The organism is Phyllobacterium sp. 22229 (assembly GCF_052056495.1).
GTDB classification, from domain to species: domain Bacteria; phylum Pseudomonadota; class Alphaproteobacteria; order Rhizobiales; family Rhizobiaceae; genus Phyllobacterium; species Phyllobacterium myrsinacearum.
In genome coordinates, this window is record NZ_JBQEPA010000016.1 from 1 (window position 1) to 24,755 (window position 24,755).

General features: G+C 59.8%; 26 protein-coding genes. 16 read left to right on the forward strand and 10 right to left on the reverse strand.

What is annotated here, in order from left to right; translation table 11 throughout:
• Positions 1 to 245: 245 nt before the first annotated feature.
• From ACTJJ7_RS18895 to ACTJJ7_RS18905, 3 genes are all read right to left on the reverse strand, one after another.
• Positions 246 to 1,220 carry a WD40 repeat domain-containing protein gene (locus tag ACTJJ7_RS18895; protein ID WP_130269548.1) on the reverse strand — a complete coding sequence of 325 codons (975 nt, stop codon included), beginning with the start codon at positions 1,218 to 1,220 and terminating at the stop codon, positions 246 to 248.
• Positions 1,220 to 2,338, reverse strand: a complete 1,119-nt coding sequence (locus tag ACTJJ7_RS18900; RefSeq protein ID WP_130269550.1) for a CobW family GTP-binding protein — start codon at positions 2,336 to 2,338, stop codon at positions 1,220 to 1,222. The genes ACTJJ7_RS18895 and ACTJJ7_RS18900 overlap by 1 nt, the downstream gene beginning before the upstream one ends.
• 109 nt (positions 2,339 to 2,447) lie before the next feature.
• Positions 2,448 to 3,197: a creatininase family protein gene (locus ACTJJ7_RS18905; protein WP_425374703.1), complete on the reverse strand. Its 750-nt coding sequence runs from the start codon at positions 3,195 to 3,197 to the stop codon at positions 2,448 to 2,450.
• 335 nt (positions 3,198 to 3,532) lie between these two features.
• Here ACTJJ7_RS18905 and ACTJJ7_RS18910 point away from each other — a divergent pair, with 335 nt between their 5' ends.
• The 4 genes from ACTJJ7_RS18910 to ACTJJ7_RS18925 all read left to right on the forward strand — a co-directional run bounded on the left by ACTJJ7_RS18910 (position 3,533) and on the right by ACTJJ7_RS18925 (position 6,713).
• A complete protein-coding gene (locus ACTJJ7_RS18910) occupies positions 3,533 to 4,024 on the forward strand; it encodes a MarR family winged helix-turn-helix transcriptional regulator (RefSeq protein ID WP_105731839.1) in 492 nt (163 codons plus the stop codon).
• Between the two features lie 89 nt (positions 4,025 to 4,113).
• Positions 4,114 to 5,007, forward strand: coding sequence for a DMT family transporter (locus ACTJJ7_RS18915; RefSeq protein WP_440968473.1), 894 nt, complete (start codon positions 4,114 to 4,116; stop codon positions 5,005 to 5,007).
• A 144-nt stretch (positions 5,008 to 5,151) separates the two neighbouring features.
• On the forward strand, positions 5,152 to 6,171 hold the full coding sequence (locus ACTJJ7_RS18920; RefSeq protein ID WP_105731840.1) for a LacI family DNA-binding transcriptional regulator: 1,020 nt from the start codon (positions 5,152 to 5,154) through the stop codon (positions 6,169 to 6,171).
• A 98-nt stretch (positions 6,172 to 6,269) separates the two neighbouring features.
• A complete protein-coding gene (locus tag ACTJJ7_RS18925; protein ID WP_440968474.1) occupies positions 6,270 to 6,713 on the forward strand; it encodes a hypothetical protein in 444 nt (147 codons plus the stop codon).
• Between the two features lie 7 nt (positions 6,714 to 6,720).
• Here the strand turns inward: ACTJJ7_RS18925 and ACTJJ7_RS18930 are convergent, their stop codons facing one another.
• Positions 6,721 to 7,491, reverse strand: a complete 771-nt coding sequence (locus ACTJJ7_RS18930; protein ID WP_440968475.1) for a gamma-glutamyl-gamma-aminobutyrate hydrolase family protein — start codon at positions 7,489 to 7,491, stop codon at positions 6,721 to 6,723.
• A gap of 261 nt (positions 7,492 to 7,752) precedes the next feature.
• Between ACTJJ7_RS18930 and ACTJJ7_RS18935 the strand changes: the two genes are divergently transcribed.
• Positions 7,753 to 8,859, forward strand: coding sequence for a TRAP transporter substrate-binding protein (locus ACTJJ7_RS18935; protein WP_440968476.1), 1,107 nt, complete (start codon positions 7,753 to 7,755; stop codon positions 8,857 to 8,859).
• Between the two features lie 60 nt (positions 8,860 to 8,919).
• Here the strand turns inward: ACTJJ7_RS18935 and ACTJJ7_RS18940 are convergent, their stop codons facing one another.
• Both ACTJJ7_RS18940 and ACTJJ7_RS18945 read right to left on the reverse strand, forming a co-directional pair.
• A complete protein-coding gene (locus ACTJJ7_RS18940) occupies positions 8,920 to 10,683 on the reverse strand; it encodes a TRAP transporter large permease (RefSeq protein ID WP_105731844.1) in 1,764 nt (587 codons plus the stop codon).
• Positions 10,676 to 11,257: a TRAP transporter small permease subunit gene (locus ACTJJ7_RS18945; protein ID WP_105731845.1), complete on the reverse strand. Its 582-nt coding sequence runs from the start codon at positions 11,255 to 11,257 to the stop codon at positions 10,676 to 10,678. The genes ACTJJ7_RS18940 and ACTJJ7_RS18945 overlap by 8 nt, the downstream gene beginning before the upstream one ends.
• Positions 11,258 to 11,526: 269 nt before the next feature.
• Here ACTJJ7_RS18945 and ACTJJ7_RS18950 point away from each other — a divergent pair, with 269 nt between their 5' ends.
• Positions 11,527 to 12,276: an SDR family NAD(P)-dependent oxidoreductase gene (locus ACTJJ7_RS18950; protein ID WP_105731846.1), complete on the forward strand. Its 750-nt coding sequence runs from the start codon at positions 11,527 to 11,529 to the stop codon at positions 12,274 to 12,276.
• Here ACTJJ7_RS18950 and ACTJJ7_RS18955 read toward each other — a convergent pair.
• Positions 12,273 to 13,172: a branched-chain amino acid ABC transporter permease gene (locus ACTJJ7_RS18955; RefSeq protein WP_440968477.1), complete on the reverse strand. Its 900-nt coding sequence runs from the start codon at positions 13,170 to 13,172 to the stop codon at positions 12,273 to 12,275. The genes ACTJJ7_RS18950 and ACTJJ7_RS18955 overlap by 4 nt on opposite strands.
• A 65-nt stretch (positions 13,173 to 13,237) precedes the next feature.
• Between ACTJJ7_RS18955 and ACTJJ7_RS18960 the strand changes: the two genes are divergently transcribed.
• From ACTJJ7_RS18960 to ACTJJ7_RS18995, 8 genes are all read left to right on the forward strand, one after another.
• Entirely contained in the window at positions 13,238 to 13,846 is a 609-nt protein-coding gene (locus ACTJJ7_RS18960; protein WP_440968478.1) for a CGNR zinc finger domain-containing protein, read from the forward strand.
• A 4-nt stretch (positions 13,847 to 13,850) separates the two neighbouring features.
• Positions 13,851 to 14,351 carry a hypothetical protein gene (locus ACTJJ7_RS18965; RefSeq protein WP_440968479.1) on the forward strand — a complete coding sequence of 167 codons (501 nt, stop codon included), beginning with the start codon at positions 13,851 to 13,853 and terminating at the stop codon, positions 14,349 to 14,351.
• Between the two features lie 223 nt (positions 14,352 to 14,574).
• Entirely contained in the window at positions 14,575 to 16,881 is a 2,307-nt protein-coding gene (locus tag ACTJJ7_RS18970; RefSeq protein WP_440968480.1) for a putative bifunctional diguanylate cyclase/phosphodiesterase, read from the forward strand.
• A gap of 119 nt (positions 16,882 to 17,000) precedes the next feature.
• Positions 17,001 to 17,147 (forward strand): DUF3096 domain-containing protein, encoded by a 147-nt coding sequence (locus ACTJJ7_RS18975; protein WP_091878304.1) that lies wholly within the window; start codon positions 17,001 to 17,003, stop codon positions 17,145 to 17,147.
• Between the two features lie 147 nt (positions 17,148 to 17,294).
• Positions 17,295 to 17,516, forward strand: coding sequence for an aa3-type cytochrome c oxidase subunit IV (locus tag ACTJJ7_RS18980; RefSeq protein WP_105731851.1), 222 nt, complete (start codon positions 17,295 to 17,297; stop codon positions 17,514 to 17,516).
• 162 nt (positions 17,517 to 17,678) lie between these two features.
• On the forward strand, positions 17,679 to 18,998 hold the full coding sequence (locus tag ACTJJ7_RS18985) for a Re/Si-specific NAD(P)(+) transhydrogenase subunit alpha (protein ID WP_440968481.1): 1,320 nt from the start codon (positions 17,679 to 17,681) through the stop codon (positions 18,996 to 18,998).
• On the forward strand, positions 18,998 to 19,408 hold the full coding sequence (locus ACTJJ7_RS18990; RefSeq protein ID WP_105731852.1) for an NAD(P) transhydrogenase subunit alpha: 411 nt from the start codon (positions 18,998 to 19,000) through the stop codon (positions 19,406 to 19,408). The genes ACTJJ7_RS18985 and ACTJJ7_RS18990 overlap by 1 nt, the downstream gene beginning before the upstream one ends.
• Positions 19,409 to 19,418: 10 nt before the next feature.
• On the forward strand, positions 19,419 to 20,819 hold the full coding sequence (locus ACTJJ7_RS18995) for an NAD(P)(+) transhydrogenase (Re/Si-specific) subunit beta (protein WP_105731853.1): 1,401 nt from the start codon (positions 19,419 to 19,421) through the stop codon (positions 20,817 to 20,819).
• 50 nt (positions 20,820 to 20,869) lie between these two features.
• Here the strand turns inward: ACTJJ7_RS18995 and ACTJJ7_RS19000 are convergent, their stop codons facing one another.
• From ACTJJ7_RS19000 to rpsU, 3 genes are all read right to left on the reverse strand, one after another.
• Positions 20,870 to 21,469, reverse strand: a complete 600-nt coding sequence (locus ACTJJ7_RS19000) for an NAD(P)H-dependent oxidoreductase (RefSeq protein WP_440968482.1) — start codon at positions 21,467 to 21,469, stop codon at positions 20,870 to 20,872.
• 9 nt (positions 21,470 to 21,478) lie between these two features.
• Complete coding sequence (locus tag ACTJJ7_RS19005; RefSeq protein ID WP_245420996.1) at positions 21,479 to 22,324, reverse strand: tetratricopeptide repeat protein; 846 nt, start codon at positions 22,322 to 22,324, stop codon at positions 21,479 to 21,481.
• Between the two features lie 114 nt (positions 22,325 to 22,438).
• Complete coding sequence (gene rpsU / locus ACTJJ7_RS19010) at positions 22,439 to 22,690, reverse strand: 30S ribosomal protein S21 (protein WP_099997993.1); 252 nt, start codon at positions 22,688 to 22,690, stop codon at positions 22,439 to 22,441.
• Between the two features lie 411 nt (positions 22,691 to 23,101).
• Between rpsU and ACTJJ7_RS19015 the strand changes: the two genes are divergently transcribed.
• Positions 23,102 to 24,355: a sarcosine oxidase subunit beta gene (locus tag ACTJJ7_RS19015; RefSeq protein ID WP_105733032.1), complete on the forward strand. Its 1,254-nt coding sequence runs from the start codon at positions 23,102 to 23,104 to the stop codon at positions 24,353 to 24,355.
• A 26-nt stretch (positions 24,356 to 24,381) separates the two neighbouring features.
• Positions 24,382 to 24,753 carry a sarcosine oxidase subunit delta gene (locus ACTJJ7_RS19020; protein WP_130269570.1) on the forward strand — a complete coding sequence of 124 codons (372 nt, stop codon included), beginning with the start codon at positions 24,382 to 24,384 and terminating at the stop codon, positions 24,751 to 24,753.
• Positions 24,754 to 24,755: the final 2 nt, after the last annotated feature.

Sequence of the window (24,755 nt, forward strand, 5' to 3'; positions counted from 1 at the left end):
ACCAATCTCCCAGATACATCTCAAAACACCCAGTCTCACGTCAGGCGAAGAACCTGAAGGGTGAGGGCGTCCGGGCAGAGCCCGGCAAAACAGTCAACCAGACTGTTTTAAGGCCGAACGGACAAAGCCGTCCCCCAAAACCAAAACCAACTCACAATCGCAGAACCAGCTTCTCACAAAACACCAAAACACCGCCATAAACCGGGTTTTGGTGTTTATAAAAGGGGCAAGAATAACAGCGCAACCTATGCGGTGATATCAACCACGCCGCAGTCGCCGCTCTCGCTGCCGAACACCAGACGATGGCCGGTCCTGTCCCAGTCCATGGACGAAATCGCGCCCTTGCCGGGGCGGCGCAGCAGCACTTCCTTCTGGTCGCCGAAGCGCCCGACCAGGATCATGCCGTCGGAATAACCGATGGCGACGATATCCTCGACCGGATGACAGGCCACTGCCGTTACCGTGCTGTCGCCGCGGGTTCCAAGCTCGAGCGGCGCCTTGCCCATCGGACCGTCCTTGCCGGAAAACGGCCAGACGACCGTTGCCGGTGCGCCAGATGTCGCCAGCCACTTCCCCTTGGGGCTCCATGACCAGCTTTTGACCTTGTTGGGATAGCCGGTCATGCGCATATGGCGGTTGTCTTCCAGGCGCCAGCCATGCAGGGCGTTCTCCTGCATGGAGGTAACGAGAAAACGGTTGTCGGGCGAAAAAATCACCGAAACATGGGCACCTTTCCATTCAAGCTCGGTCGGCGTGCCGTTGGTTGCCGGCCAGTGCAGCGTCACGCCGTTGTAGCGGGCGACCGCCAGCCGCAGGCCCTTGGGCGCAAAGGCAAGTCCTTCGACGCTGCGTTCATGCGTGAGTTCCCGCACGGATCCGTCGGGTGCGCGCACCCAGGCGGTTTTTCCCGAGGCATAGGCTATGGCGCCGTTGGGTGCCGCCGCCAGAGCCGTCATCCACTTGCGCGGTATCCTGCTCAGCTCGGTCACTTCCCCGTTCAGGCCGATCGAGCAGACGCGGCCATCTTCACCGCTCGTAAGCAGTGACTTACCATCGAATGCGGCGATGGCACAGAGAAGGCCGTCATGGGCTTCCACGGTCTTGTGGCCGTTGTCGAGCCGGTGGACGCTGCCGTCGGCAAGCGCGAAGAAGGGGACATCCTGGATAAAGCGCGCGTCAACGCAATGGCCGGCGAGATCAAGCGGGGCAATGGTCGGCATCAGGCAAGGCAGCTTTCAAGTCCGGATTTCAGCGCATCATGGTCGAGGTCGCGGCCGATGAAGACAAGCCGGCTTTCGCGTTTTTCGTTGTCTTTCCAGGCCCGCTGATGATCGCCCTCGATGATCATATGGACGCCCTGGATGACATAGCGCTCGTGATCGTTGCGGAAGGCGAGAATGCCCTTGAGGCGCAGGATATTCGGGCCCTGTTCCTGGGTGATCTTCTGCACCCACGGGAAGAATTTGTCGGGATTGAGTTCGCCGGCACGCAAGGAGACCGAAACAACCGTTGTGTCGTGAATCGGCGAGGCATGATCATGGTGGTGATGGTGATCATGCCCCCCGTGATCATGCCCATGATCGTGATGATGGTGCGCGTGATCATGATCATGGTCGCAATCGGGGCCGCAGGCATGATCGGGATGATCGTGGTCGAGGAAATGCGGATCGTTTTCCAAGGCGCGCGTCAGGTCGAAAGCGCCGCGGTCAAGCACCCGCGTCAGGTCAATACTGGCGCGCTCGGTCCGGTGAATGACGGCATAGGGATTGATGGCCCGCACCGTGGCTTCGACGGCGGCGAGTTCCTCCGGCGTAACCAGATCGGTCTTGTTGAGGAGGACGACGTCGGCAAAGGCAATCTGGTCTTCCGCCTCGCGGCTGTCCTTCAGGCGCAGCGGCAGGTGTTTTGCATCGACGAGCGCCACGACGGCATCCAGCATGGTCTTGCTGCGCACATCGTCATCCATGAAGAAGGTCTGGGCGACGGGGACGGGATCGGCAAGGCCGGTTGTTTCGACGATAATGGCGTCGAAACGGCCGGGACGGCGCATCAGGCCCTCGACAACGCGAATCAGATCGCCGCGCACCGTGCAGCAGATGCAGCCATTGTTCATTTCGTAGATTTCTTCGTCGGATTCGACGATCAGATCATTGTCGATGCCGATCTCGCCGAATTCGTTGACGATAACAGCATAACGTTTGCCATGGTCTTCGCTGAGAATGCGGTTGAGCAGCGTCGTCTTGCCGGAGCCGAGATAACCGGTCAGGACGGTAACGGGGATCTGGGGCGCGCGCACCGCGTCGGGCGCTGCACTGGTGGTCGTCTGAGCTTCACTCATCGTGTGCCTCTTTGAATGGATGAACACAGGATATAGGTGATCGCAGCCGCTTTTGCTACATCAACTGTATTCAATTGCATGAATGGTTTGTTCAACCGGATTGAGCCTGTCACGGCCGCAAAACCGCAACGTCGAAGCGGTCGACATCCTCAAGCAGTTCGATGATGCCTTTCACGCTGTGGGCAATGATCTGTTCGCCCGCTTCCGCCGTGGCGCGGGCCGCATTGCCGGCAACGCCCAGCCGGTTGAGATCCGACATCTTCCAGCCGAACGCGTGCGGACCGTAGGCGCGCAGGTGCTTGTAGTCACCGATATAGGCGCGTTGGCTCGAATCAAAGTTCTGCGCCTTGGTCATATCGACTGTTTCCGGGTAGAGCGCCAGCATCACCGATGTTTCAATAAAGCCGCCATGAATGTCGAGCGCCTTGTCTTCCGGCGAGATCAAGCCATCCGGCAAACCAAAGCGTGTCCAGCTTGTTGCCACGGCAAGCATATTGCAACGAACACGCAGTTCCGTCGCGACGATGGTCATCAGCGGTGCATTGCCGCCATGGGCGTTGAGGATCACCAGCTTGGACAGGCCGCGCGCGGCGACGCCCTCGCCGATGTCGATCCAGCGCCGGACAGCCGCGTCGAAGGCGAGCGTCTTCGTGCCGTCCACATCCATGTGCTCGATGGAGTAGCCGACCGGTTCAACCGGCAGGATATCAACCGCAAGGGTGGAGGGGAGCGCCTGTTTCAGGCGCCCGGTAAGCCCTTGCGCAATCAGCGTGTCGGTCTCGAACGGCAGATGCGGGCCATGCTGCTCGTGGGCGCCAAGCGGAAGAAGGGCAATCGTTCTGGCGGCGGAAGCGGGCATGGGGCACTCACGGGGTTGCATGGATGCTGTTAGCATAAATGGCGCGATGCACCGAGGATAGGCGCCCGCAGATGGATTTTTACAGGCTTATTTCGGGCGCGGCAGCAATTCGTCGGCAAATTTCATCAGAATGTCATATAAGAATTGTAACGCGGATTCATCGGGGGATTGGACTTATGGTGCGGAGCTGAATGTTGGGGCGCCAAGGGCTGTTTTCGATACAATTGAGGACTGTGCAGCGCCGATATTCTTCGCCTGATAATTGCCATTTACCAAAAAGAGCTAGCCGCCTTATCATCAACCGGACAATGGGTTCACAGCGAGCAGGAATCTGAATGGTCAAGGAACGCAAGCCTCTCATCCTTCATCGACTGCAATCAACCGCTCGCTTGACGCGAACGGCCCTGGCAACCCGGCTGCTGGCCCATGGTTTCTATGCCGGGCAGGATGCCGTCATGCTGCAACTGGCGCATGAGGACGGCCTGTCCCCGAGCGTTCTGGCAAAACGCCTCGGCGTCCGGCCGCCGACAATCACCAAAACCATTTCCCGGCTGCAAACGCAGGGTTTCGTCAAGAAGGAAGGGTCGGCGACAGATCAGCGCCAGGCCCATATCTTTTTGACCGATACCGGCAATGAAGCAATCAGGGCGATCGAAAAATCCATCCGCAAGACCGAGAAGGATGCGATGAAGGGTTTCGACAAGAAGGAACGCAAGGCCCTGATCAAAATGCTGCAGCGGCTGGAGATCAATTTGTCGGCTGCCGAATTGCTGCGCCAGACCGGTCCTGACGATGACCACGAGGATGACGAGGGCGACGAAGAGTAGTTTTCTCTTCGCTCCGGGCGATTTACCGTTACAAATGCTGTGAAATTGCTAACATGATGGCACTTCCCGCCGTCTGATTGGTTAGCTCCTTGTCCGTACCCGCTCCTTCCTCTCAGGAAGCCGTTCCTGCTGCCGCAATTCTTTACATCTTTGCGGCAGGTATCCTGTTTTCCTGTCTGGATTCGAGCGCCAAATACCTGGTTCTACAGGGCATCCCGCCCGCATTCATTTCTTGGATGCGGTTTGCCGAGCATGCGGTGCTGGTTCTCATCTTCTTTCGCGGCTGGACCAATCCGGCGCTGTTCAGGGTCAAGAGCATCCGCTTTCAGCTGCTGCGCGGCCTGTGCCTGTTCGGTTCTACCTATTTCAACTTCTACGCGCTGCAGACCATGCAGCTGGGCGAGACGATCACGATCACCTTCGCCGCGCCGATGGTCATTGCTGCCCTGGCTGGACCACTGCTGGGGGAGTGGGCTGGCTGGCGCCGCTGGGCGGCGATCATCGTGGCCTTCATCGGCGTGCTGATCATCGCGCGTCCCGGCTTTGGAACGCTCAATCCCGGCTTGCCCTATTCCATACTGGCCATGCTCAGCTACTCGCTCTACGTGCTTCTGACCCGCCGCATGGCTGCCACCGAATCACCGGAAAGTCTGATCTTTTTCTCCGCGCTCGCGCCCGCCGTGCTGATTTCGCCCGCCATCACCGAGGCCGTGATGCCGCAGACCTGGTTCCAGATCATGCTTCTGCTCATGCTCGGTTTCTTCGGCGGGGTCGGGCACTATTTCATCATTCTCGCCTACCGGCGCGCCACCACGGCCGCACTCGCCCCGTACCCGTTTCTGCAGATCGTCTGGATGCTGGCGTTCGGATATGTGTTTTTCGGCCAGTTTCCCGATGTTTACACGCTTGCCGGCGCGGTCATCGTCATCGGCAGCGGGCTTTACGTCGTGCATCGCGAGCACCGGTTGCGGCGGCAGTCCTGACCGGCGTCTGCATCCGGGCGTAGCCGGTTCAATGCTGCTTTGCAGAGCACAGGCGGCGAAAGGGCTTTGATTTATCGGGTTGCAATGGCATAACGCCAGAGAATGACAATGTACTTGTCTGGCTAGACGGCGGGGAGGCGGTTTTTGGCGCAAAAGATCAAACTATCGACAATTGCCGACGCGCTGAAAGTGTCCACTGCAACCGTATCGCTTGCGCTGCGTGACAGTCCCCTTGTTGCCGACCAGACCCGCGAAAAGATCAAGGAACACGCGCGCGCCATCGGTTATATCTACAACCGCCGCGCGGCCAGCCTGCGGACGTCGCGTTCCGGCATTGTCGGTGTGGTGGTTCATGACATCATGAACCCGTTCTTTGCCGAAATCCTGCGCGCCATCGAGGGTGAACTTGATCGCTCCGGCCAGACCTTCATCCTGTCGAACCATTACGACCAGCTCGACAAGCAGCGCACATTCATCGAGACCGTTCTGCAATTGGGCGGCGACGGCGTCATCATGTCGCCGGCCATCGGCACGCCGGCTGAGGATATCCGCATGGCCGAAGACAATGGCCTGCCGGTGGTGCTGATTGCACGCTCGGTCAAGGATGCCAATGTGCCGGTGTTCCGGGGCGATGATTCCTACGGTATCAGCCTGGCGACGAACCATCTGATTTCATTGGGCCATACGCGGATTGCCATGGTCGGCGGCACGGACCAGACCTCGACCGGCCGCGACCGCTACGAGGGTTATCTTCTGGCGATGCAGAAGGCTGGGCTTGAGGTCAAGCCGGAGTGGCGCATTCCCGGACCGCGCACCAAGCAGGCCGGTTTTGACGCCGCCCCGCAGTTTCTGGCATTGAAGGATCATCCCACGGCGGCCGTCTGCTGGAATGACCTGGCTGCCATCGGCATGATGAACGGCATTGCCCGTGCCGGGCTGCTGCCTGGCGTCGATATTTCCGTGACCGGTTATGACGACCTGGAAGAGGCGGCGATTGCCACGCCAGCGCTGACAACCGTCTGGAACGGTCAGCGCGAGGTCGGCCAGCGTGCGGCGCGTGCTTTGCTCGATCAGCTCAATGGCGCCGATACCCATGCCCGACAGGAGCTGATCAAGCCGGAACTGCGCATCCGCCAATCCACATCCAAACCCAAGGAACGGTAAGCGGGGCTCATCGCCGCGTTTTCATCGGGCGGCTTAAAGCTTGATTAAGGCTGTTTGCCTAAGGTCTCCCCAGGCCAGTAATCCCCGGGGAGATCGTCGTGAAGCTGAGTTTGCCTGCCGGGATTGGCCTTGCCGCCTTTTTCGCCGCCGCTGCGGTGCTTGGGGGTTTTTTGTCGTCTGCAAGCGCGCCGTCCCTGCAGGTTGATCCGACAACCACCGCTTCCATTGGACTGACAGAGTTTGACCGGCCCACCTTTCTCATCAGCAGTCCGGGAGGCGCGGCAAAGTGCAAGATATTCCCGCAGGGCAATGGCATGCCGGGCCATGATGCGGTGCGCGTTGCCGAGGGTTGCGCGGCACTATATGCACCCCTTGCAGGGGCAAAGGAGTGGCGCAACAATCAGGACGGAACCATTGCTCTTGCGGATCAGGCGGGGAAAACCATCGTTGAATTCAGCCCCGGTGACGGACGGGCCTATGTCAGCGTTGCGCCGCGTTCTGTCCTGCTCTCGCTGTCGGCGAGCGGGCTGACGCTGTTCTAGTCCGGCACTATTCCGCCGCCTGAAGCCTTTCGCGGCTGGCCTTGTGCGCCCGGGCGGCATCACCGAAAGCGGCAAAAATCTTGCGCGAGGGATTGTCGCTCTTCACCCAGTATTCCGGATGCCATTGCACGCCGACGGCAAATCCGCGGGCATTTTTGACCGAGACCGCCTCGATCGTGCCGTCTTCCGCCACGGCTTCGATATCGAGCTGGGCCGCGGGCCTGTCGATAGCCTGCCGGTGCACGGAATTGACCTGAACCATATCCGCCTGCATGACATTGGCGAGGCACGAGCCCGGCTTGATGCGCACGGGGTGGCGGATGGCAAAGCGCTCCGCCTGCTGCTCGGATTGCGGCGCCCGGTGATCCATGCGGCCGTCGAGTTCCTGGATTTCGGTGGCGAGCGTGCCGCCAAGCGCCACGTTCAGCTCCTGAATACCCCGGCAAATGGCGAGCAGCGGAACACCGCGCTCGATGGCGCGCCGGATCAGGGGCAATGAGGTCGCATCACGGGCGGGATCGTAGGGCTCGTGCGCCTCGGTGGGCTCGACGCCGTAGAGCGATGGGTGGACATTGGATTTGGAGCCCGTCACCAGAACTCCGTCCACGCCGTCAAGAATGGCGTCGATATCGAGGCCATCGCCGAAAGACGGGACAATCAGGGGAATGACACCCGCCGCTTCGTAGGCCGCTTTCAGATACTGGTCGGGCGCTGCGTGCCACGTGTAGTTTTCAAAGGCGCGAACGTCGGATGTGATGGCGACGAGTGGCTGCCGCATGGGAATGCTCCATAAACAAATCTCGATAGAATGTAGTGCAGTTCGGGGGTGTTTCCAATGGGTCCGGACCTTAAGACGCATTCGGCCGCAAAGACGGCTTTTCTGTGAGGTTTCCCCGGATTTTCGCCGGCTTTGCACCGCGCTCCGTTTGTGTTTTCAGCGTCTGGACTTGAAGAGTCGAGTGTGTATGGTGGTCGGCGGACCGGGAGAAATGGACTGATTGTCCGGGGGGTCCGAACCGAAAATACGGGAGGAGAGTATATGGATCGTCGTTCATTCATCAGGAATGCCGGATTTGCAAGCGCGGGGGTGGCTGCGGCTACCACGCTGGCTGCGCCGGCCATCGCGCAGTCGATGCCGAAGATCACATGGCGCTGTGCGTCGTCATTTCCAAAATCACTCGATACGATCTATGGCGGTGCCGAGGTCCTGTCGAAATATCTGAAGGAAGCGACAGACGGCAATTTTGTCATCCAGCCCTTCGCGGCGGGTGAAGTTGTTCCGGGGCTGCAGGCGGCGGATGCGACGGCGGCAGGTACGGTCGAATTGTGCCACACCGTTGCCTATTATTACTGGGGCAAGGACCCCACCTGGGCTCTGGGGGCTGCCGTTCCCTTCGCGCTCAATGCCCGCGGCATGAATGCCTGGCAGTATCAGGGCGGCGGTATTGACCTGATGAACGAGTTCTTCAACAAGCAGGGCCTGCAGGCCTATCCGGGCGGCAATACCGGCGTGCAGATGGGCGGCTGGTTCCGCAAGGAAATCAAGACCGTCGAGGATTTGAAGGGCCTCAAGATGCGCGTCGGCGGTTTTGCCGGCAAGGTGCTGGAGAAGCTCGGCGTCGTGCCGCAGCAGATCGCCGGCGGCGACATTTATCCGTCGCTGGAAAAGGGCACGATCGATGCGGCCGAATGGGTTGGCCCCTATGATGATGAAAAGCTCGGCTTCCAGAAGGTGGCGCCCTATTATTACTATCCCGGCTGGTGGGAAGGCGGCCCGACGGTCAGCTTCATGGTCAACAAGCAGAAATGGGATTCGCTGCCGCCAAGCTACCAGTCGCTGTTCCGCACGGCGGCCCAGGCAACCGATGCCAACATGCTGCAGAAGTATGACTATGTGAATCCTCCGGCCATAAAGCGGCTGGTTGCCGGCGGAGCACAGCTGCGCCCGTTCACCCCGGAAGTCCTCAATGCGTGTTTCGAGGCAGCCAATACGGTCTATGCGGAAATCGAAGCCACCAACGCACCGTTCAAGAAGATCTGGGACTCCATCAAGGCTTTCCGCAACGAGCATTTCCTCTATGCTCAGGTGGCTGAATACACCTTCGATACGTTCATGATGGTTCAGCAGCGCAACGGCAAGCTCTAGCTCCGTTGTTTCACCAAACAAAAAGCCCGGCATCGCTGCCGGGCTTTTTCATGTTTGCCGTCACATTTTGGGCGGCTGGCTCAAATCCGGCGCTGCCGGTTGCGCGGGCTGCGCCGGGTTGGGCGCCGGACCGCCAAGCGGCGGCGCGCTGAGGTCGGTGCCGAGGCCGCCGCCAAGTCCACCACCCAAACCGCCGCCAAGGCCGCCGCCGAGATCGGAATTCGGAATCTGGATGGTTGCCGGATTGATCGTGCTGGCAGGGCCGGTGTAATGCATCACCATTTGCGGGAACATGATCGTCAGGGCCACCATGAGGATCTGGATGCCGACGAAAGGCACGGCACCCCAGTAGATCTGTCCCGTGGTGATCGGCTGGATTTTCTTGCCGGTGATCTTGTCCATATAGGGCACCTTGGCGGCGACCGAGCGCAGATAGAACAGGGCAAAACCGAAGGGCGGATGCATGAAACTCGTCTGCATGTTGATGCCGAGCAGCACGCCGAACCAGATCAGATCGATGCCGAGCTTGTCCGCCACCGGTGCAAGCAGCGGCACGATGATGAAGGCAAGCTCGAAGAAATCGAGAAAGAATGCCAGGAAGAACACGAGGATATTGACGACGATCAGGAAGCCGACCTGTCCGCCCGGCAGGGATACCAGCAGGTGTTCGACCCAGACCTGGCCGTTGACGCCGTAGAAGGTGAGCGAGAACACCCGCGCACCAAGCAGGATGAAGAGCACGAAGGACGACAGTTTGGTCGTTGAGGCCAGCGCCTGGTTGACGACGCTGAAACCGAGGCGCCCCTTCGATGCGGCCATCAGCAGGGCGCCGACGGCCCCCATGGCACCGCCTTCCGTCGGCGTCGCGATGCCGAGGAAGATCGTGCCGAGGACGAGGAAAATCAGGGCGAGCGGCGGAATGAGAACGATAATGACCTGCTGCGCCAGCCGCGACATCAGATTGAGGTGGAATGAGCGGTCCGCCAGCGCGAACACGTAGACGGCGATGGTGCCGATGGTCGCGCCCCAGATATCCGCATTGGTTCCCGCCACGGGTGTCAGCCAGACAATCGCCGCATAGGCGATCGCACCGGCAACAGCCAGGGCGATGATGAGCGATGTGACGCCTGATCCCAATGTGCGCGCTTCGGCGGGAAGTGCAGGCATGGATTTCGGTTTGAAGATGGACAGGGTCAGGACATAGACCATGTAAAGCCCCGTCAGCACGAGGCCGGGGATCAGTGCGCCGTGATACATATCGCCGACGGAACGTCCGAGCTGGTCGGCCAGAACGATCAGCACGAGGGATGGCGGAATGATCTGCGCCAGCGTGCCGGACGCAGCGATCACGCCGGATGCGACACGGCGGTCATAGCCATAGCGCAGCATGATCGGCAGTGAAATCAGGCCCATGGAGATGACCGATGCCGCGACGACGCCGGTGGTGGCGGCAAGCAGGGCGCCGACGAAGATGACCGCATAGGCAAGGCCGCCGCGAATCGGGCCGAACAGCTGGCCGATCGTATCGAGCAGATCTTCGGCCATACCCGACCGTTCAAGGATGATGCCCATGAAGGTGAAGAACGGAATGGCGAGCAGGGTGTCATTCGACATCACCCCCCAGAACCGCTCGGGCAGGGCATAGAGGAATGGCCAGTCGAGGGTGATCGTGCCGTTGGAATAGGGGGCAAGTTCAACGCCGATGAAGAAGAACAGCAGCCCGTTTGCCGCAAGGGCGAACGCGACGGGATAGCCGATCAGCATGAAGATGATCAGCGAAGCGAACATGATCGGCGCCATGTTCTGCGCAATAAATTCAATCATTGCGCGCCTCCGCCATGGCGACTTCCTGTTCCGCTATCTCTTCCAGGCTGAGAGGCGGGTTGGGATCGGGGATGTCGCCGCGCATCACCGCAATTTTCTTGATGATTTCCGAAACGCCCTGAATGGCCAAAAGCAGGAAGCCAACCAGCAGGATCAGCTTGCCCGGCCATTGCACCAGCCCGCCGGCGCTGGGTGATCCTTCGCCGCTGCGGTAGGACAGGCTGACATAGGGGACGAAGTAAAAGCACATGAGAAGGACGAAGGGCATCAGGAAAAACAGATGCCCGAGAAGATCGATCCAGTGCTGCACGCGGCGCGAAAAGGCGCCGTAGACGATATCGATGCGGATGTGCTCGTTCTGCTGCAGCGTATAGGCTGCGGCCAGCATGAACGCGCCGCCAAACAGGAACCACTGCAACTCTAGCCAGGCATTGGATGACTGGTTGAACACCTTGCGCACGATGGCGTTGCCGGCACTCACCACCACGGCCAGGAAAATCAGCCAGGCGACGTTGCGGCCGACAAATGCGTTGAAACGGTCAATGACTCTCGATACGGCAAGCAAAGCCGGCATGCAGTTCCTCCCCCTCGTCCGGCAACCCTCCGTTGCCGGGAAACGCGTCTGGACAGCCTTCGGCCGCTCGTGAAAACGGCGGCAATACGTTGGTTTCGGCTATCCCTCCCGAATATTCCATCTGAAGTGTTACCAGCCTGATACCGGTGCATCAACCCGCGATATCGCGCTCCGGCCTTCGTTTTCGCGGCGGTGCCGGTTCGGTGTTGTCATCGCTGCACGGGCAGTCTAACAGTGAGTAAAGCAGTCCGGGGTTGGTATTTATTGTAATGACAGGTGCCTCTTCTCTTTCCGTTGCAGGAAAAACCATTGCCGTAACGGGCGGATCGTCAGGTCTGGGCCTGCGGATGGTCCAGGTGCTTGCCGCGCATGGTGCACATGTTGTCTCCATTTCGCGCACATCGGCGCCGGACCATGAACACAGCCCCAACATTCTCAATATTCTTGCCGACGTGACGGTTGCCGCCGATATCGGGCGGGCGTTTGATGAGGCCGAGGAGAGGCTTGGAACAGTCACGGTGGTTTTCAACAATGCCGGCGTCGCCACGATGGAGCGCGCGCTGACCACGACGCGTGAACAGCTGCGGCACATTTTTGAAGTGAATGTGGAGGGCGCATTTTTCGTGGCCCAGGAGGCAGCCAAGCGGATGATTGCCGCCGGGGTCGGCGGGTCGATCATCAATTCGTCCAGCATCCTTGCCGATGCCCCGGTCAAGGGGTCGGCGGGTTATGCCATGTCGAAGGCCGCGATCAGCCAGATGACCCGCTCCCTGGCGCTGGAATGGGCGTCCCATGCGATCCGGGTGAACGCCATTGCGCCGGGGTGGTTTCCGACGCGCATCAACGAATCCATCATGAACGGTCCGGCACAAGGGTTCCTCAAGGGCAAAAACCCGATGCGCCGGCTTGGCGATCCCGAGGACATCGACGGCGCCGTCCTGTTGCTCGCATCGGACGCCAGCAGTTACATCACCGGTACCGTCATCACCGTTGACGGCGGCCACAGCCTGCAGGGTTAAATTCTCTCCGCCTCATTGTTGTTCGTGCGCAGGGCGAGAACAAACACCAGCAGCGCGAAGACGGCGGCATCGCGCCACAGGACCGAAAAATACCCGCCCCACAGGGATTCGACGACACCGACTGCGGCAGCGCCCAATGCCGCATGCAGCGGTCTTGAGAGACCGCCGGCGGCGGTGATGAACAGGATTTTCAGGCCGAAGATCATTCCAGTGTTGAAGCTGACATTGCCGTAATAGAGCGCTGCGAGAAAACCGGCGAGAGCGCAGACCGCGCAGGCGGCAAGGATCGCTTGCGTACGGACGCGGCGCGGGTCGATCCCGCACATGGACGACGCGAAGGGCTCGTCGCTCACTGCGCGCCAAATCCGTCCGGCGCTGGTGCGTTGCATGACCAGTTCGCCCGAGGCGATGACAATCAGGGCCACGCCGATATTGATCAGCTGGATGCGGGTCAGACTGATGCCGGCAGCCGCACCGAGCACCTGCACCGGTTCAGCCAGCATCGGCGGCAGCCAATAATCCCTGGTATCGGCGGCAAGCCGCGACAGCTCCATCAGGAATATGCTGAGGCCGAGCGTTGCCACCAGAATCGTATTCCGGCTGCTTGTCTCGAGCGGCGTGTAGATCAGTCTGGCGATGGCGTAGCCGCCGAGGCCGACATATATGGCAGCGACCATCAGCCCGAACCCGAGCGCCAGCGGCAATGTCATCCACAGGACCGTCCAGCCGAACGCCGTGGCCAGAATGAATGTCTGGCCTGAAAAGGCAAACAGGGCACCGAGCGACAGATCCGTCCGATGGGTCAGCCCATGGATGAGCACATAGCCATAGGCCAGCAGCGCGTAAAGCGCGGCGCTGTGCAGGCCATTGATCAGCAGTTGAAGGAAATAGGCCATCGGTCACCCGCAGATTTCCATTCATACTAACTTGCAAAATTGATTTTACCAGTTAGAATTTTGCCATGACCTTTGACTGGAATGCGCATCGATTCAGTGGCGGCGTGCTGGCTCTCGATCTGGCCAACACGGTGGTTTTCCGTGATGCGCCCGACCGGGCGCTGGACCGGTTTTCAGATCATTCGCAACTGCAAGGCTTTGCCCGGGCTGCGGCGCAGTTCCGGCAGGGCGAATGGGGCGATGCCCGCTTCCGCCCGCCGGAACATCCGGCGCAGATCAACCGGCTTATCGACGTGCGCGAGGCCATCAACACGCTCTTCCGCACGGCTGTGCGGGGCGGCGGGCTTCAGCCCGCGAACATGGCCGCGTTCCTGCAGCTTGGCTCGGCGCTGGTGTGCGATGAACCGGGCAGGCAGGACCTGGCGCTGCCGGGATCGGGCATGGGCGCGCGCGATCTGTCGCTTGGCACCGCCGCTTTCCTGTCCGCCATGCGGCTTCTGGAGCCGGCGCGGCTGGTGCGGGTAAAGATTTGCCCGAATTGTCATTGGCTTTATCTGGATGAAAGCCGCAACCGCAGCCGCCGCTGGTGTGACATGACCGTATGCGGAAACCGCGCCAAGGCGCAAAGGCACTATCGCCGCAACCGCGAATCATCGGACTCCGGTCATGGATAGGGGCGTGACGCGCTGGCACAGGCTTGTTCTGTTGCCCGTAATGGCAGGCGCATTGGCCCTGGCGGCCTGCCGCGATTCCGGCGAGGGCGACTATCTCGCCGTTGCGGGAAAGCTGTTTGTCTTCAATTACCGGATTGCCCAGGCGACCTATCATCTGACGCTCACAAAGGTCCGCAAGGTTCCCGATGATGCCGTGCTTGAGACCACCTTTGAAAACCCGGCTGGAGGAGAGCCGTTCATTGTCCGGCAGAACGTTTGGCCCGCGGCCGAAAAGATTTCGGTCGACAGCCCGCCCGTCAAATGCGTGAAAGCCGATCGCGAATACAAGGTCACGATCCGCCTCGAGGATGCCGGGGGCAAGCTGCTGCAGACGATCAGCCGGACCATGATATCCGATACGGATGAGTCCGTGCTGCCCAACAGGCCGCTGGTGGTCGGTCCGTTCTACGATCCCAACCCGGACAAGGACAAGCCCGACAGCAATGCCGTCGCCTGTCCGGCCTGATCCTTCAGGCCAGGGCCAACATGCGGTGCCGGTTTATGACGCCGGTTCAATCCTTTTAGGAATTGGTAATTCTGTTTCCCATTTGATAAATATCAGTTTGACATGGGGGGCAAATAAATATTCTAAATGCATGCCTCATACATAATCTGAGTATCGTTGGCGTTTGTTCGAAAGTATTCGTTAACGTATCCAATTATGGGTACAGTTATTCACGGACATTTTGATGAAAATTGAACGCAACGAGAGTATTTTTCTCGAAATTTTGTTTCTTCGCACGCTTTACGCGAACAAGAAGGCTGTCTGGTGGACCTCCGTCATCCAGATTCTTGCGACACTCGTCATTTACGTCAAAACGGATCACCCCATTTACGCGGCTTTTGCCCTTGCATTCTTCCTGATTGTGCTTGGGCGTACTGCAAACGCCAACGCATTCGAACAAAAAGATCTTTCATCCGCCACCATGGCCGACCTGCGGACATGGGAGTGGCGCTATCTCGTCGGGGCCATCAGCACATGCATCCTGCTCGGCCTGCTTTGCCTGGTCAGCATCTATGTCCTCGCGGACCCCTCGGCTGCCATCACCAGCGTTGCAATTGTGGTCGCATCGATGGTGGCTCTGGTCACGCGCAACTACGTTTCGCCGACCGTCGTCATCGGTATGTCCATTGGTGTCCTGGCGCCGCTGTTCCTGACATTCGTGCTCTTGGGCGGCATTTACAACTGGCTGCTGGCGCTGCTGATCCTGCCTTATTTCTGGAGCAACATCCGCATTGCGTCCAAGCTGCGGCAATCGCTCTGGGATGCACTGCTGGGCAAACAGCAATTGAGCGTTGTCGTCAGCCACTTCGACGCTGCGCTGAACGGCATGCCGCAAGGCCTGCTGATGTTCGATCGCAATCAGACGATCACCGTCGCCAACATGAAGGCGGCGAAAATGATGGGCTTTGACGAACCCGACCAGGTTCATGGCCATTCCCTGCAGAGCTTGTTGCGGCTTGCCCGCGTGAAAGCCTATTTCCCCGAGGAAACGCAGGCTTCGTTGTCCGGCAAGATGCAGGACCTGCTCAGCGGCCGCAAGGAGCGCGATATGTTCGTCTCCCCCGCCAAGCGTCATTATGAATTCACCGCGACGCCGGATCCGGAGCACGGCACGGTGCTGATCTTTCAGGATGTGACCCGGCGGGCGGAAGCGGAGGCGCAGATCAGCCGCATGGCGCGCTATGACAGCCTGACGGGTCTGCCCAATCGCAGCCAGTTCGCCGAGATCGCCAGGACCTACATCGATGGCATCGAGCCGGGCACGCAGATTGCCCTGATGGTCGTCGATGTCGACGGTCTGAAGCGGACCAATGACACGTTCGGCCATCGCATCGGCGATGAGTTGCTGCGCGCCTTTGCCGACCGGCTTGCCTCGGTCGACGTGAAGCACCCGGTGATTTCCCGATTCGGCAGCGATGAATTCGTGCTGTTGTTCCAGGCCGCCACACGTGATGATCTGCTGCAGAGTGTCGAGCGCATCATGGCAACGATATCGGGCCAGTACACGATCTCCGGCCATGAAATCCTGACCGGGGCGCATGCCGGGGTGGTGATCGTCTGCGCAGCGGAGTTTGATCTGGCGGTCATGCACATGAATGCGGATCTGGCGCTTGATGTCGCCAAGAAGGACAGCCAGAAACATTGGGCGGTCTTCGTCGAGACAATGGACCAGTCCTTCCGCAGCAAGCAGCGGCTCAAGTCGGATCTGCGCAAGGCCATTGCCGAGGGTACGCTGTCGGTGGCCTATCAGCCCATCATCAACGTCCGCACCCTGCGCATGGTCGGGTGCGAAGCGCTTTCGCGCTGGAACCATCCGGAATACGGGCCGATTTCGCCGGCGGAGTTCATTCCCATGGCGGAGGAAATGGGGCTGATTTCGGACCTGACCCAAAACGTTGTGGAACAGGCCATCAAGGACTGCAGCCTCTGGGGTTCGCGCATTGCAGTTTCCATCAATCTGTCGTCGCACGACCTGCAGAACATGGACATGGCCGATATCATCCGTTCCGCCCTGTTGCGTCACAATGTCGAACCGGAGATGATCGAAGTCGAGGTGACGGAAGGCGCCATCATTACGGACCGGGAGGCAACGGGAGGCGTTCTCCAGAGCCTGAAGGCCATGGGGCTGCAGGTGGCCATTGACGATTTTGGTACCGGCTATTCCAGCCTGAGCTATCTGAAGGATTTGCCGGTCACCAAGGTGAAGATCGACCGCTCCTTCATCACCGATATCACCGAGGAGGGCCGTTCGCTGAAACTTCTGCGCGGCATTGTCCAGATGACGCATGAGCTTGGCCTGTCCGTGACAATCGAGGGGTTGGAGACACGCGAGCAGTTTGCCTTGATCAACCGCTGGATCGGCGCCGAATATGTGCAGGGCTTTCTCTACGGCGCGGCCACCACGGCGGAGAATATCGCCAAGAACTTCGATATCGAGATGGTGCAATTGCCGGTGAAGCCCCGCAACGGCGGGATTGCGGCGGCCGGCTGACCGGGCGGCAGGCACCGCTTCTCCGGCACGATCTGCACACTTGCGCTTGACCTGTTGCCGATCTTGTCCAAAACTCCGGCCACCGACAAGGCCAGACTCAACAGGAAAGTACCGTTGTCATGATTGCACAAATTGCCATTGCGCCGCTCGTCGCACTGATCGCGGGGATCATCATCCTGATCGCGCCGCGCCTGCTCAATTACGTGGTTGCGCTCTATCTGATCATCATCGGTGTGACCGGACTTTTCCCGCATCTGCTCAGCTGAATGCGGCGGGACGAAATGCTCGGCCGGTAAAATCAGCGCAGGTGCCATTTTTATCGATTGGGAGGCTTTTCAGCGACCATCTGCGCATTGCGCTGCTGCGGGCTTTTCGCTATTGCCAATAGGACTAAGACTTTATGAGGTTTGAACATGGCTGAACATCACGACACGGCGCCCGCAGAACTGGGCGCACCCATGGACTACAACGAGCATGAAAAGACCTATGATCTGTTCATCGCTCTGTCGAAATGGGGTGTGATTATCTGCGTAGCCTTGATGGTTGCGATGGCTTTTGGTTTTTTCGTCGGCGGCTTCTTCTCCGCCACCATTCTGTTTATTCTTATTTGTGTTGCTGCCTGGTTCGTTCTGTAAACACGCTCCATCAGCGTTGTTCATGAGCCGGGCGGATAATCCTGTTGACATCGGCTTGCATGAGCGGGCCTGCCGCCAGGATTGCCAATCGTCATAGCGGGGCAGGCGCGCGGGTCTTCGGGCCACTGTCTGTATAGTGACAACATGCTTGGGGGTGAGGGCTTGGCTCAGACACTGTTCATACCGAAAGAGACCGACGCAAATGAACCGCGGGTTGGCGGTTCGGCGGAAACGGTCAAAAAACTGATCGGTCTTGGTTTTTCAGTCATTGTGGAAGGCGGTGCGGGTGTCTTGTCCCGTATTCCCGACCGTGAATTCGAAGCGGCGGGCGCGACCATCGGCAAAACCGCCGACATCAGGACCGCCGATGTCGTTCTGAAAGTCCGGCGTCCATCCGCCGCTGAGCTCAAATCCTACAAAAAGGGCGCTGTCGTCATCGCCATGCTCGACCCTTACGGCAATGATGCTGCCGTCAAAGAACTGGCCGATGCGGGTGTCACCGCCTTCACCATGGAATTCATGCCGCGCATCACGCGGGCGCAGGTCATGGACGTTCTGTCCAGCCAGGCCAATCTTGCCGGTTATCAGGCGGTGGTCGATGCGGCCGGGGAATATGACCGGGCTCTGCCGATGATGATGACGGCGGCCGGTACTGTTCCTGCCGCCAAGATTTTCATCATGGGTGTCGGCGTTGCCGGTCTGCAGGCGATTGCCACGGCGCGCCGCATGGGCGCCGTCGTCACCGCGACGGACGTGCGCCCCGCCGTGAAGGAGCAGGTTGCGTCGCTCGGTGCGAAGTTCCTTGCCGTCGAGGACGACGAGTTCAAGGCGGCTGAAACCGCCGGCGGCTACGCCAAGGAAATGTCGAAGGAATATCAGGCAAAGCAGGCGGCGCTGGTTGCCGACCATATTGCCAAGCAGGATATCATCATCACCACGGCGCTCATTCCCGGACGGCCCGCACCGCGGCTCGTCACCCGGGAGATGTATGCACGCATGCGCCCCGGCTCGGTCATTGTCGATCTTGCGGTCGAACGCGGCGGCAATGTCGAAGGGGCTGTGGCGGGAAAGACCGTCGATGTCGACGGTGTGAAGATTGTCGGTCACCTTAACGTCGCCGGCCGTATCGCTGCGACCGCCTCGCAGCTCTACGCCAAGAACCTTGTGGCTTTCGTCGAGACGCTGGTCGACAAGGATGCCAAGGCCATCAAGATCAATTTCGATGACGAGCTGGTCAAGGCAACCGTGCTGACCCATGACGGCAAGGTGGTTCATCCGAACTTTGCCGCTGCGGCGACAACGGCTGCTGCCCCTGCGGCAAAGCCTGTGGCCAAAAAGGTTGCAGCCAAGGCGGCGCCAGCCGCACCGGCTGAGGCCGAACCCAAGAAGGCTACGGCCAAGGCTGCGCCGAAAAAGGCTGCTGCACCCAGGAAAACCGCGGCCAAGACGGCGACCCCCAAAAAGACTGAAGGAGAGGCGTGATGGCTGATACCGCACTCGAAAAAGCGCTTGATAGTCTCAATCAGGCAGCCGAAACGGTTCGCCAGGCTGCTGAAAACATGCCGGAAGCGGCTGGTGCCGCGGCCCATGCGGTGACCGGCGGCGCCGTCGATCCCTTCGTGTTTCGCCTCGCGATCTTCGTTCTGGCGATCTTTGTCGGCTATTACGTGGTCTGGTCGGTCACACCGGCCCTGCACACGCCGCTCATGGCCGTCACCAACGCCATCTCATCGGTTATCGTCGTCGGTGCGCTGCTTGCGGTCGGCCTGTCTGCCAGCGGCTTTGCCACCGGCTTCGGCTTCATCGCCCTTGTGCTTGCCAGCGTCAATATCTTTGGCGGCTTCCTTGTGACCCATCGCATGCTCGCCATGTACAAGAAAAAAGAAAAGTGAGACCTGAGCAATGAGCGTAAATCTCGCAGCTTTTCTTTATCTTGTCTCCGGCGTCCTGTTCATTCTGGCGCTGCGCGGCCTGTCGCATCCCACCACAAGCCGTCAGGGTAATTTCTACGGCATGATCGGTATGGGCATATCGATCCTCACCACGCTGACGCTTGCCGAGCCGAGCTTCAGAGGCCTTGGCCTGATCGTCATCGGCCTTGCCATCGGTGGCGGCGTCGGTGCCTATACGGCCAGACGCATTGCCATGACGGCCATGCCGCAGCTGGTTGCCGCCTTCCACTCGCTGGTCGGTCTGGCCGCCGTCATGGTGGCTGCGGCCGCCATCTACTCGCCCAACTCCTTCGGGATCGGCGAGGTCGGCTCCATCCATGGGCAGGCGCTGGTGGAAATGTCGCTGGGTGTCGCCATCGGCGCGATCACCTTTACCGGTTCCATCATCGCCTTTCTCAAGCTCGATGGCCGCATGTCCGGCAAGCCGATCATGCTGCCGGGCCGCCATGTGCTCAATGCCGGTCTGGCGATTGCCATTGTCGTGCTGGTCGTGGCGCTGGTGATGAGCGAAAGCCATTTCGTCTTCTGGCTGATCGTCCTGCTCTCACTGGTTCTGGGTGTGCTGATCATCGTGCCGATCGGCGGCGCCGACATGCCCGTCGTGGTGTCGATGCTCAACTCCTATTCGGGCTGGGCTGCGGCCGGTATCGGCTTTACCCTCGGCAACCTGGCGCTGATCATCACCGGCGCGCTGGTGGGCTCTTCCGGTGCCATCCTGTCCTACATCATGTGCAAGGGCATGAACCGCTCGTTCATCTCGGTCATTCTCGGCGGCTTCGGCGGCGAGACCGGTGGTGCTGCGGCCGGTGAAGTCGAACAGCGCCCGGTCAAGCAGGGCTCGGCCGATGATGCTGCCTTCATCATGAAGAACGCCTCCAAGGTCATCATCGTGCCGGGTTACGGCATGGCGGTGGCGCAGGCCCAGCATGCCTTGCGTGAAATGGCCGACAAGCTGAAGGCCGAGGGCGTGGAAGTCAAATATGCCATCCATCCGGTCGCGGGCCGCATGCCCGGTCATATGAACGTGCTTCTGGCCGAAGCCAATGTTCCCTATGATGAAGTGTTCGAGCTGGAAGACATCAACTCCGAGTTTGCGCAGGCCGACGTGGCTTTCGTCATCGGTGCCAATGACGTCACCAACCCGGCGGCGAAGACTGATCCGAAATCGCCGATCTTCGGCATGCCGATCCTCGACGTGGACAAGGCGGGTACGGTTCTGTTCATCAAACGCGGCATGGGCTCGGGCTATGCGGGTGTCGAGAACGAGCTGTTCTTCCGCGACAACACGATGATGCTGTTTGCCGACGCCAAGAAGATGGTCGAAAACATCGTCAAGGCGCTGGATCACTGATCCGGTTGCTGACGGAACAAATGGAAAGCCCGCCAAACCGGCGGGCTTTTTCATGTCAGGGTCTTCTGGATCGCCCGCCGGACCTTCCGTTCGAAGGCCGTAAGCCGGGCCGGGTCGAGCTTTTCGCAATTGTAGAGCGACAGCATGGAGAAGCGCGTCTTGGGCGCGCAGGGGCCGATGATGGCCGTGCCGAGAATACGGCGCACCGGACGGAACATGATCAGCCGGTCGATCCACCAGGGTGATCCGAGCGTGGTGATGGCGATGCAGGCGGTCATGGCATTGAGACGGGGAATCATCCGGCCGAAGTCCGGCGCATGATCATAGGCGGTGCCTGGCACGAAAACCCGGTCGATCCACCCCTTCAATATGGCAGGCAGTCCAAACCACCAGGTGGGAAAAACCAGGATGAGCACATCGGCATTCTGCAATGCGGCGGAGTCGTGGGCGATGCCAGCCGTGTGATATTGCGTGGTGTAGTAGCTTTGCCTTTCCCCGGGCGAAAGCCTGGGATCAAAGCCACGCTGATAAAGATCGAACAGCTGCAATTCATGCGGTGACGCGGCAATCTGTTCCGCCACCAGCGCGGTCAGGCGCCCGCACAGGCTTTCTTTCAGAGGATGAGCGGAAACAACAACGAACCGCTTCATGGGATGGGATCAGGAGCGCGTACGCGCCAGGCCATCAAGGGCGGGCTTGTATTTGGGGTCGAGCTGTGCCGCCTTGGCATAGGATTTCGCCGCGCGGGCCTTGTCGCCGCGGTGCTCGTAGATCAATGCCTGATTGGCCCAGCCCTCGGCAATCGTGCCGTCCAGCTTGATCGCATTGTTGAAATCGTCAAAGGCGTTGTCGTCATCACCCATGGCCACGTAGGAAATGCCGCGGCCATTATAGGGCTCGGCCGCATCGGGCTGCAGCGAGATGGCCGTGGAGAAATCTTCGATCGCCTGCTTGTGCTGGCCGCGCGCCTGATAGATCAGGCCGCGATTGTGATAGGCGCGGGGATCGGTTGTGTTGAGCTGGATGGCCTGCTGGAAATCGTTGAAGGCCCGGTCGAGCTGTCCCGACAGGCGGTAGAGATTGCCGCGGCCGATATAGGCGGCGTCATACTGCGGATTGATCTGGATGGCCTTGCTGTAGTCTGCCGCTGCCTGGGCCGTGTTGCCCATGTTGCGGTAGACCAGCGCGCGGTTCGCATAGGCCTGGTAGAAATTCGGGTTCAACTGCAACGCCGTGTTGAAATCCTTGATGGCATCGCTGTTGCGGCCAGCCCGGCCAAACGCAGAGCCGCGCACATTGTAGGCTTCGGGATCACGGGGATTGTTGCGGATGACGTTGTCGAGCGAACTGATGTTCTCGGAAGACCCTTGCGCCTTGTCGATCCCGGTCATGTCGGAGGTCGAGGTCTGGCATCCGGCAACAGCCAGGGTGAGAACCGAAGCGATCACCAGTCCGGTGGTGCGCAACGCCTTGAATGCCGATTGCGGGTCGCGATACGAAACCATTTCAAGCGAATGTGTCATACTCTTGGTATCCCGTTCAATCGAAAACGCAAAAAGGGCGGTGTGACGCAAGCCACTCCACCCCGTTATTGTGTCAAGGCGTTAATAAAGTGCTGATCAACGAGCCGCGGAAGCGCGGACCGGTGCCTTGCGTGCTGGCATTGGCAGAAGACCTTCGCGCTGGGCCTGCTTGCGGGCAAGCTTGCGGGCGCGGCTGATGGCTTCTGCCTTCTGGCGGGCGCGCTTGATCGAGGGCTTCTCGTAATGATCATGCATCTTCATTTCGCGGAACATGCCTTCGCGCTGCATCTTCTTCTTGAGAACGCGGAGAGCCTGATCAACATTGTTTTCGCGTACGAGTACCTGCACGTTTTATCCTGTATCTCTTAGAATTTCGTTGAGCCTGGATTTGAACCCGTATCCTTGGTCAGTGGGTCAGCAATCCAAACTTCGCGACGGTCATCCATCGCAAACTGACGAGGCCATTATCAGAATGGCAATGGAATGTCCATGGTGAAGCCGCTTAAAATGGCGGATATTCTTTCCCGCCGCCGCTTCGCGTGCCCGTGCAATTTTAGAATAACCGGCACGGAACGCCAATCTCCGTCGCAAAATGGCAAAAGACCTTCGGGCGGATGCGTTACTGATGCATAAAAGTGCGATCCTGCGCTTGAAAATCGATGTCGATTTCAGGACAGGATAAAGCTCTCGCAAATCGTGGAACAAAACGCTCTGCCAAGGTCAAACGAAACGGCCGAAAGCTCTGCAAAGGATTGAATGATGCGGAAATATTCAGTGTTTGCTTTGGCCCGCGAGGCATTGCGTGCCCACAAGGGGTGGGATCAGCAATGGACATCGCCCGAACCCAAGTCGGAATATGACGTCATCATCGTTGGCGCTGGCGGACATGGCCTTGCCACCGCCTACTACCTGGCGAAGGAACACGGCATCACCAATGTCGCGGTTCTGGAAAAGGGCTGGCTTGGCGGCGGCAATACCGGCCGCAACACCACGATTATCCGGTCCAATTACCTCTACGACGAATCGGCCGGCATCTACGAACATGCGGTGAAATTGTGGGAGGGCCTGAGCCAGGACCTGAACTATAACGTTATGTATTCGGCGCGCGGCGTGATGATGCTGGCGCACAATATCCACGACGTTCAGGTGTTCAAGCGCCATATCCATGCCAACCGGCTCAACGGCATCGACAATGAATGGCTCACGCCCGAACAGGTCAAGGAATTCTGCCCGCCGATCAACCTGTCCGCCGATGCGCGCTACCCGATCATCGGCGCAGCCCTGCAGCGGCGCGGCGGCACGGCCCGTCACGATGCCGTTGCCTGGGGTTATGCCCGCGCGGCTGCCGATCGCGGCGTTCACATCATCCAGAACTGTGAAGTCACCGGCATCCGCCGCGCTGCCAATGGCGCGGTTGTCGGCGTCGATACCAATCGCGGCCCGATCAATGCCAAGAAGGTCGGAGTGGTTGCCGCCGGGCACACCTCCGTCATCATGAACATGGCCGGTGTGCGCATGCCGCTGGAAAGCTATCCGCTGCAGGCGCTGGTGTCCGAGCCGGTCAAGCCGCTGATCCCGTGCGTGATCATGTCGAACACCGTGCATGCCTATATCTCGCAGTCGGACAAGGGCGAAATGGTCATCGGCGCGGGGACGGACCAGTACACCTCCTATTCCCAGACCGGCGGCCTGCACATCATCAACCACACATTGGACGCGATCTGCGAAATGTTCCCGGTGCTGACACGGCTGAAAATGCTGCGGTCCTGGGGCGGTATCGTCGACGTGACGCCCGACCGCTCGCCGATCCTCGCCAAGACGCCTGTCCCCGGTCTCTACGTCAATTGCGGCTGGGGAACCGGCGGGTTCAAGGCAACGCCCGGCTCCGGCAATGTGTTCGCCCACACGATCGCCAGGGACGAGCCGCACCGGATCAATGCGCCGTTCACGATTGAGCGCTTCACCACCGGACGCCTGATCGACGAAGCCGCCGCCGCCGCCGTGGCGCACTGACAGATTCAAGAAACGAGACGACGACAATGCTTCTCATCAAATGCCCCTATTGCGAAGAAGAGCGCCCGGAGCTGGAATTCCGCAACGCGGGTGAGGCGCATCTTGTGCGCTCCCCGGCGATATCGGAACAATCGGACGACGACTTTGCCGCCTTCCTCTATTTCCGCCAGAATCCCAAGGGGCTGCAGTTTGAGCGCTGGCGGCACATTCATGGCTGCGGCCGTTTCTTCAATGCGGTGCGCGATTCCGTCTCCGACAAGTTCCTGACTGTCTACAAGGCGGGCGAGCCGCGCCCGGATGTCGAGGCGCTTCTCAATCCGGAAGCCGCTTCCGTGTCTGCCGCCGCCGCTGAACCTGCAAAGAAACGCGCGCCCCGCGCCAAGAAAGGGGAGCTGTAAGC

Coding starts and splice junctions, on each gene's coding strand:
- ACTJJ7_RS18960 (WP_440968478.1), top strand. CDS start 13,238: ATGACCTTTGACTGGAATGCGCATCGATTCAGTGGCGGCGTGCTGGCT.
- ACTJJ7_RS18980 (WP_105731851.1), top strand. CDS start 17,295: ATGGCTGAACATCACGACACGGCGCCCGCAGAACTGGGCGCACCCATG.
- ACTJJ7_RS19005 (WP_245420996.1), bottom strand. CDS start 22,324: ATGGTTTCGTATCGCGACCCGCAATCGGCATTCAAGGCGTTGCGCACC.
- ACTJJ7_RS18930 (WP_440968475.1), bottom strand. CDS start 7,491: ATGCGGCAGCCACTCGTCGCCATCACATCCGACGTTCGCGCCTTTGAA.
- ACTJJ7_RS18995 (WP_105731853.1), top strand. CDS start 19,419: ATGAGCGTAAATCTCGCAGCTTTTCTTTATCTTGTCTCCGGCGTCCTG.
- ACTJJ7_RS18945 (WP_105731845.1), bottom strand. CDS start 11,257: ATGCCGGCTTTGCTTGCCGTATCGAGAGTCATTGACCGTTTCAACGCA.
- ACTJJ7_RS19015 (WP_105733032.1), top strand. CDS start 23,102: ATGCGGAAATATTCAGTGTTTGCTTTGGCCCGCGAGGCATTGCGTGCC.
- ACTJJ7_RS18990 (WP_105731852.1), top strand. CDS start 18,998: ATGGCTGATACCGCACTCGAAAAAGCGCTTGATAGTCTCAATCAGGCA.
- ACTJJ7_RS18910 (WP_105731839.1), top strand. CDS start 3,533: ATGGTCAAGGAACGCAAGCCTCTCATCCTTCATCGACTGCAATCAACC.
- ACTJJ7_RS19020 (WP_130269570.1), top strand. CDS start 24,382: ATGCTTCTCATCAAATGCCCCTATTGCGAAGAAGAGCGCCCGGAGCTG.
- ACTJJ7_RS18975 (WP_091878304.1), top strand. CDS start 17,001: ATGATTGCACAAATTGCCATTGCGCCGCTCGTCGCACTGATCGCGGGG.
- ACTJJ7_RS18900 (WP_130269550.1), bottom strand. CDS start 2,338: ATGAGTGAAGCTCAGACGACCACCAGTGCAGCGCCCGACGCGGTGCGC.
- ACTJJ7_RS18895 (WP_130269548.1), bottom strand. CDS start 1,220: ATGCCGACCATTGCCCCGCTTGATCTCGCCGGCCATTGCGTTGACGCG.
- ACTJJ7_RS18940 (WP_105731844.1), bottom strand. CDS start 10,683: ATGATTGAATTTATTGCGCAGAACATGGCGCCGATCATGTTCGCTTCG.
- ACTJJ7_RS18935 (WP_440968476.1), top strand. CDS start 7,753: ATGGATCGTCGTTCATTCATCAGGAATGCCGGATTTGCAAGCGCGGGG.
- ACTJJ7_RS18970 (WP_440968480.1), top strand. CDS start 14,575: ATGAAAATTGAACGCAACGAGAGTATTTTTCTCGAAATTTTGTTTCTT.
- ACTJJ7_RS19000 (WP_440968482.1), bottom strand. CDS start 21,469: ATGAAGCGGTTCGTTGTTGTTTCCGCTCATCCTCTGAAAGAAAGCCTG.
- ACTJJ7_RS18955 (WP_440968477.1), bottom strand. CDS start 13,172: ATGGCCTATTTCCTTCAACTGCTGATCAATGGCCTGCACAGCGCCGCG.
- ACTJJ7_RS18950 (WP_105731846.1), top strand. CDS start 11,527: ATGACAGGTGCCTCTTCTCTTTCCGTTGCAGGAAAAACCATTGCCGTA.
- ACTJJ7_RS18905 (WP_425374703.1), bottom strand. CDS start 3,197: ATGCCCGCTTCCGCCGCCAGAACGATTGCCCTTCTTCCGCTTGGCGCC.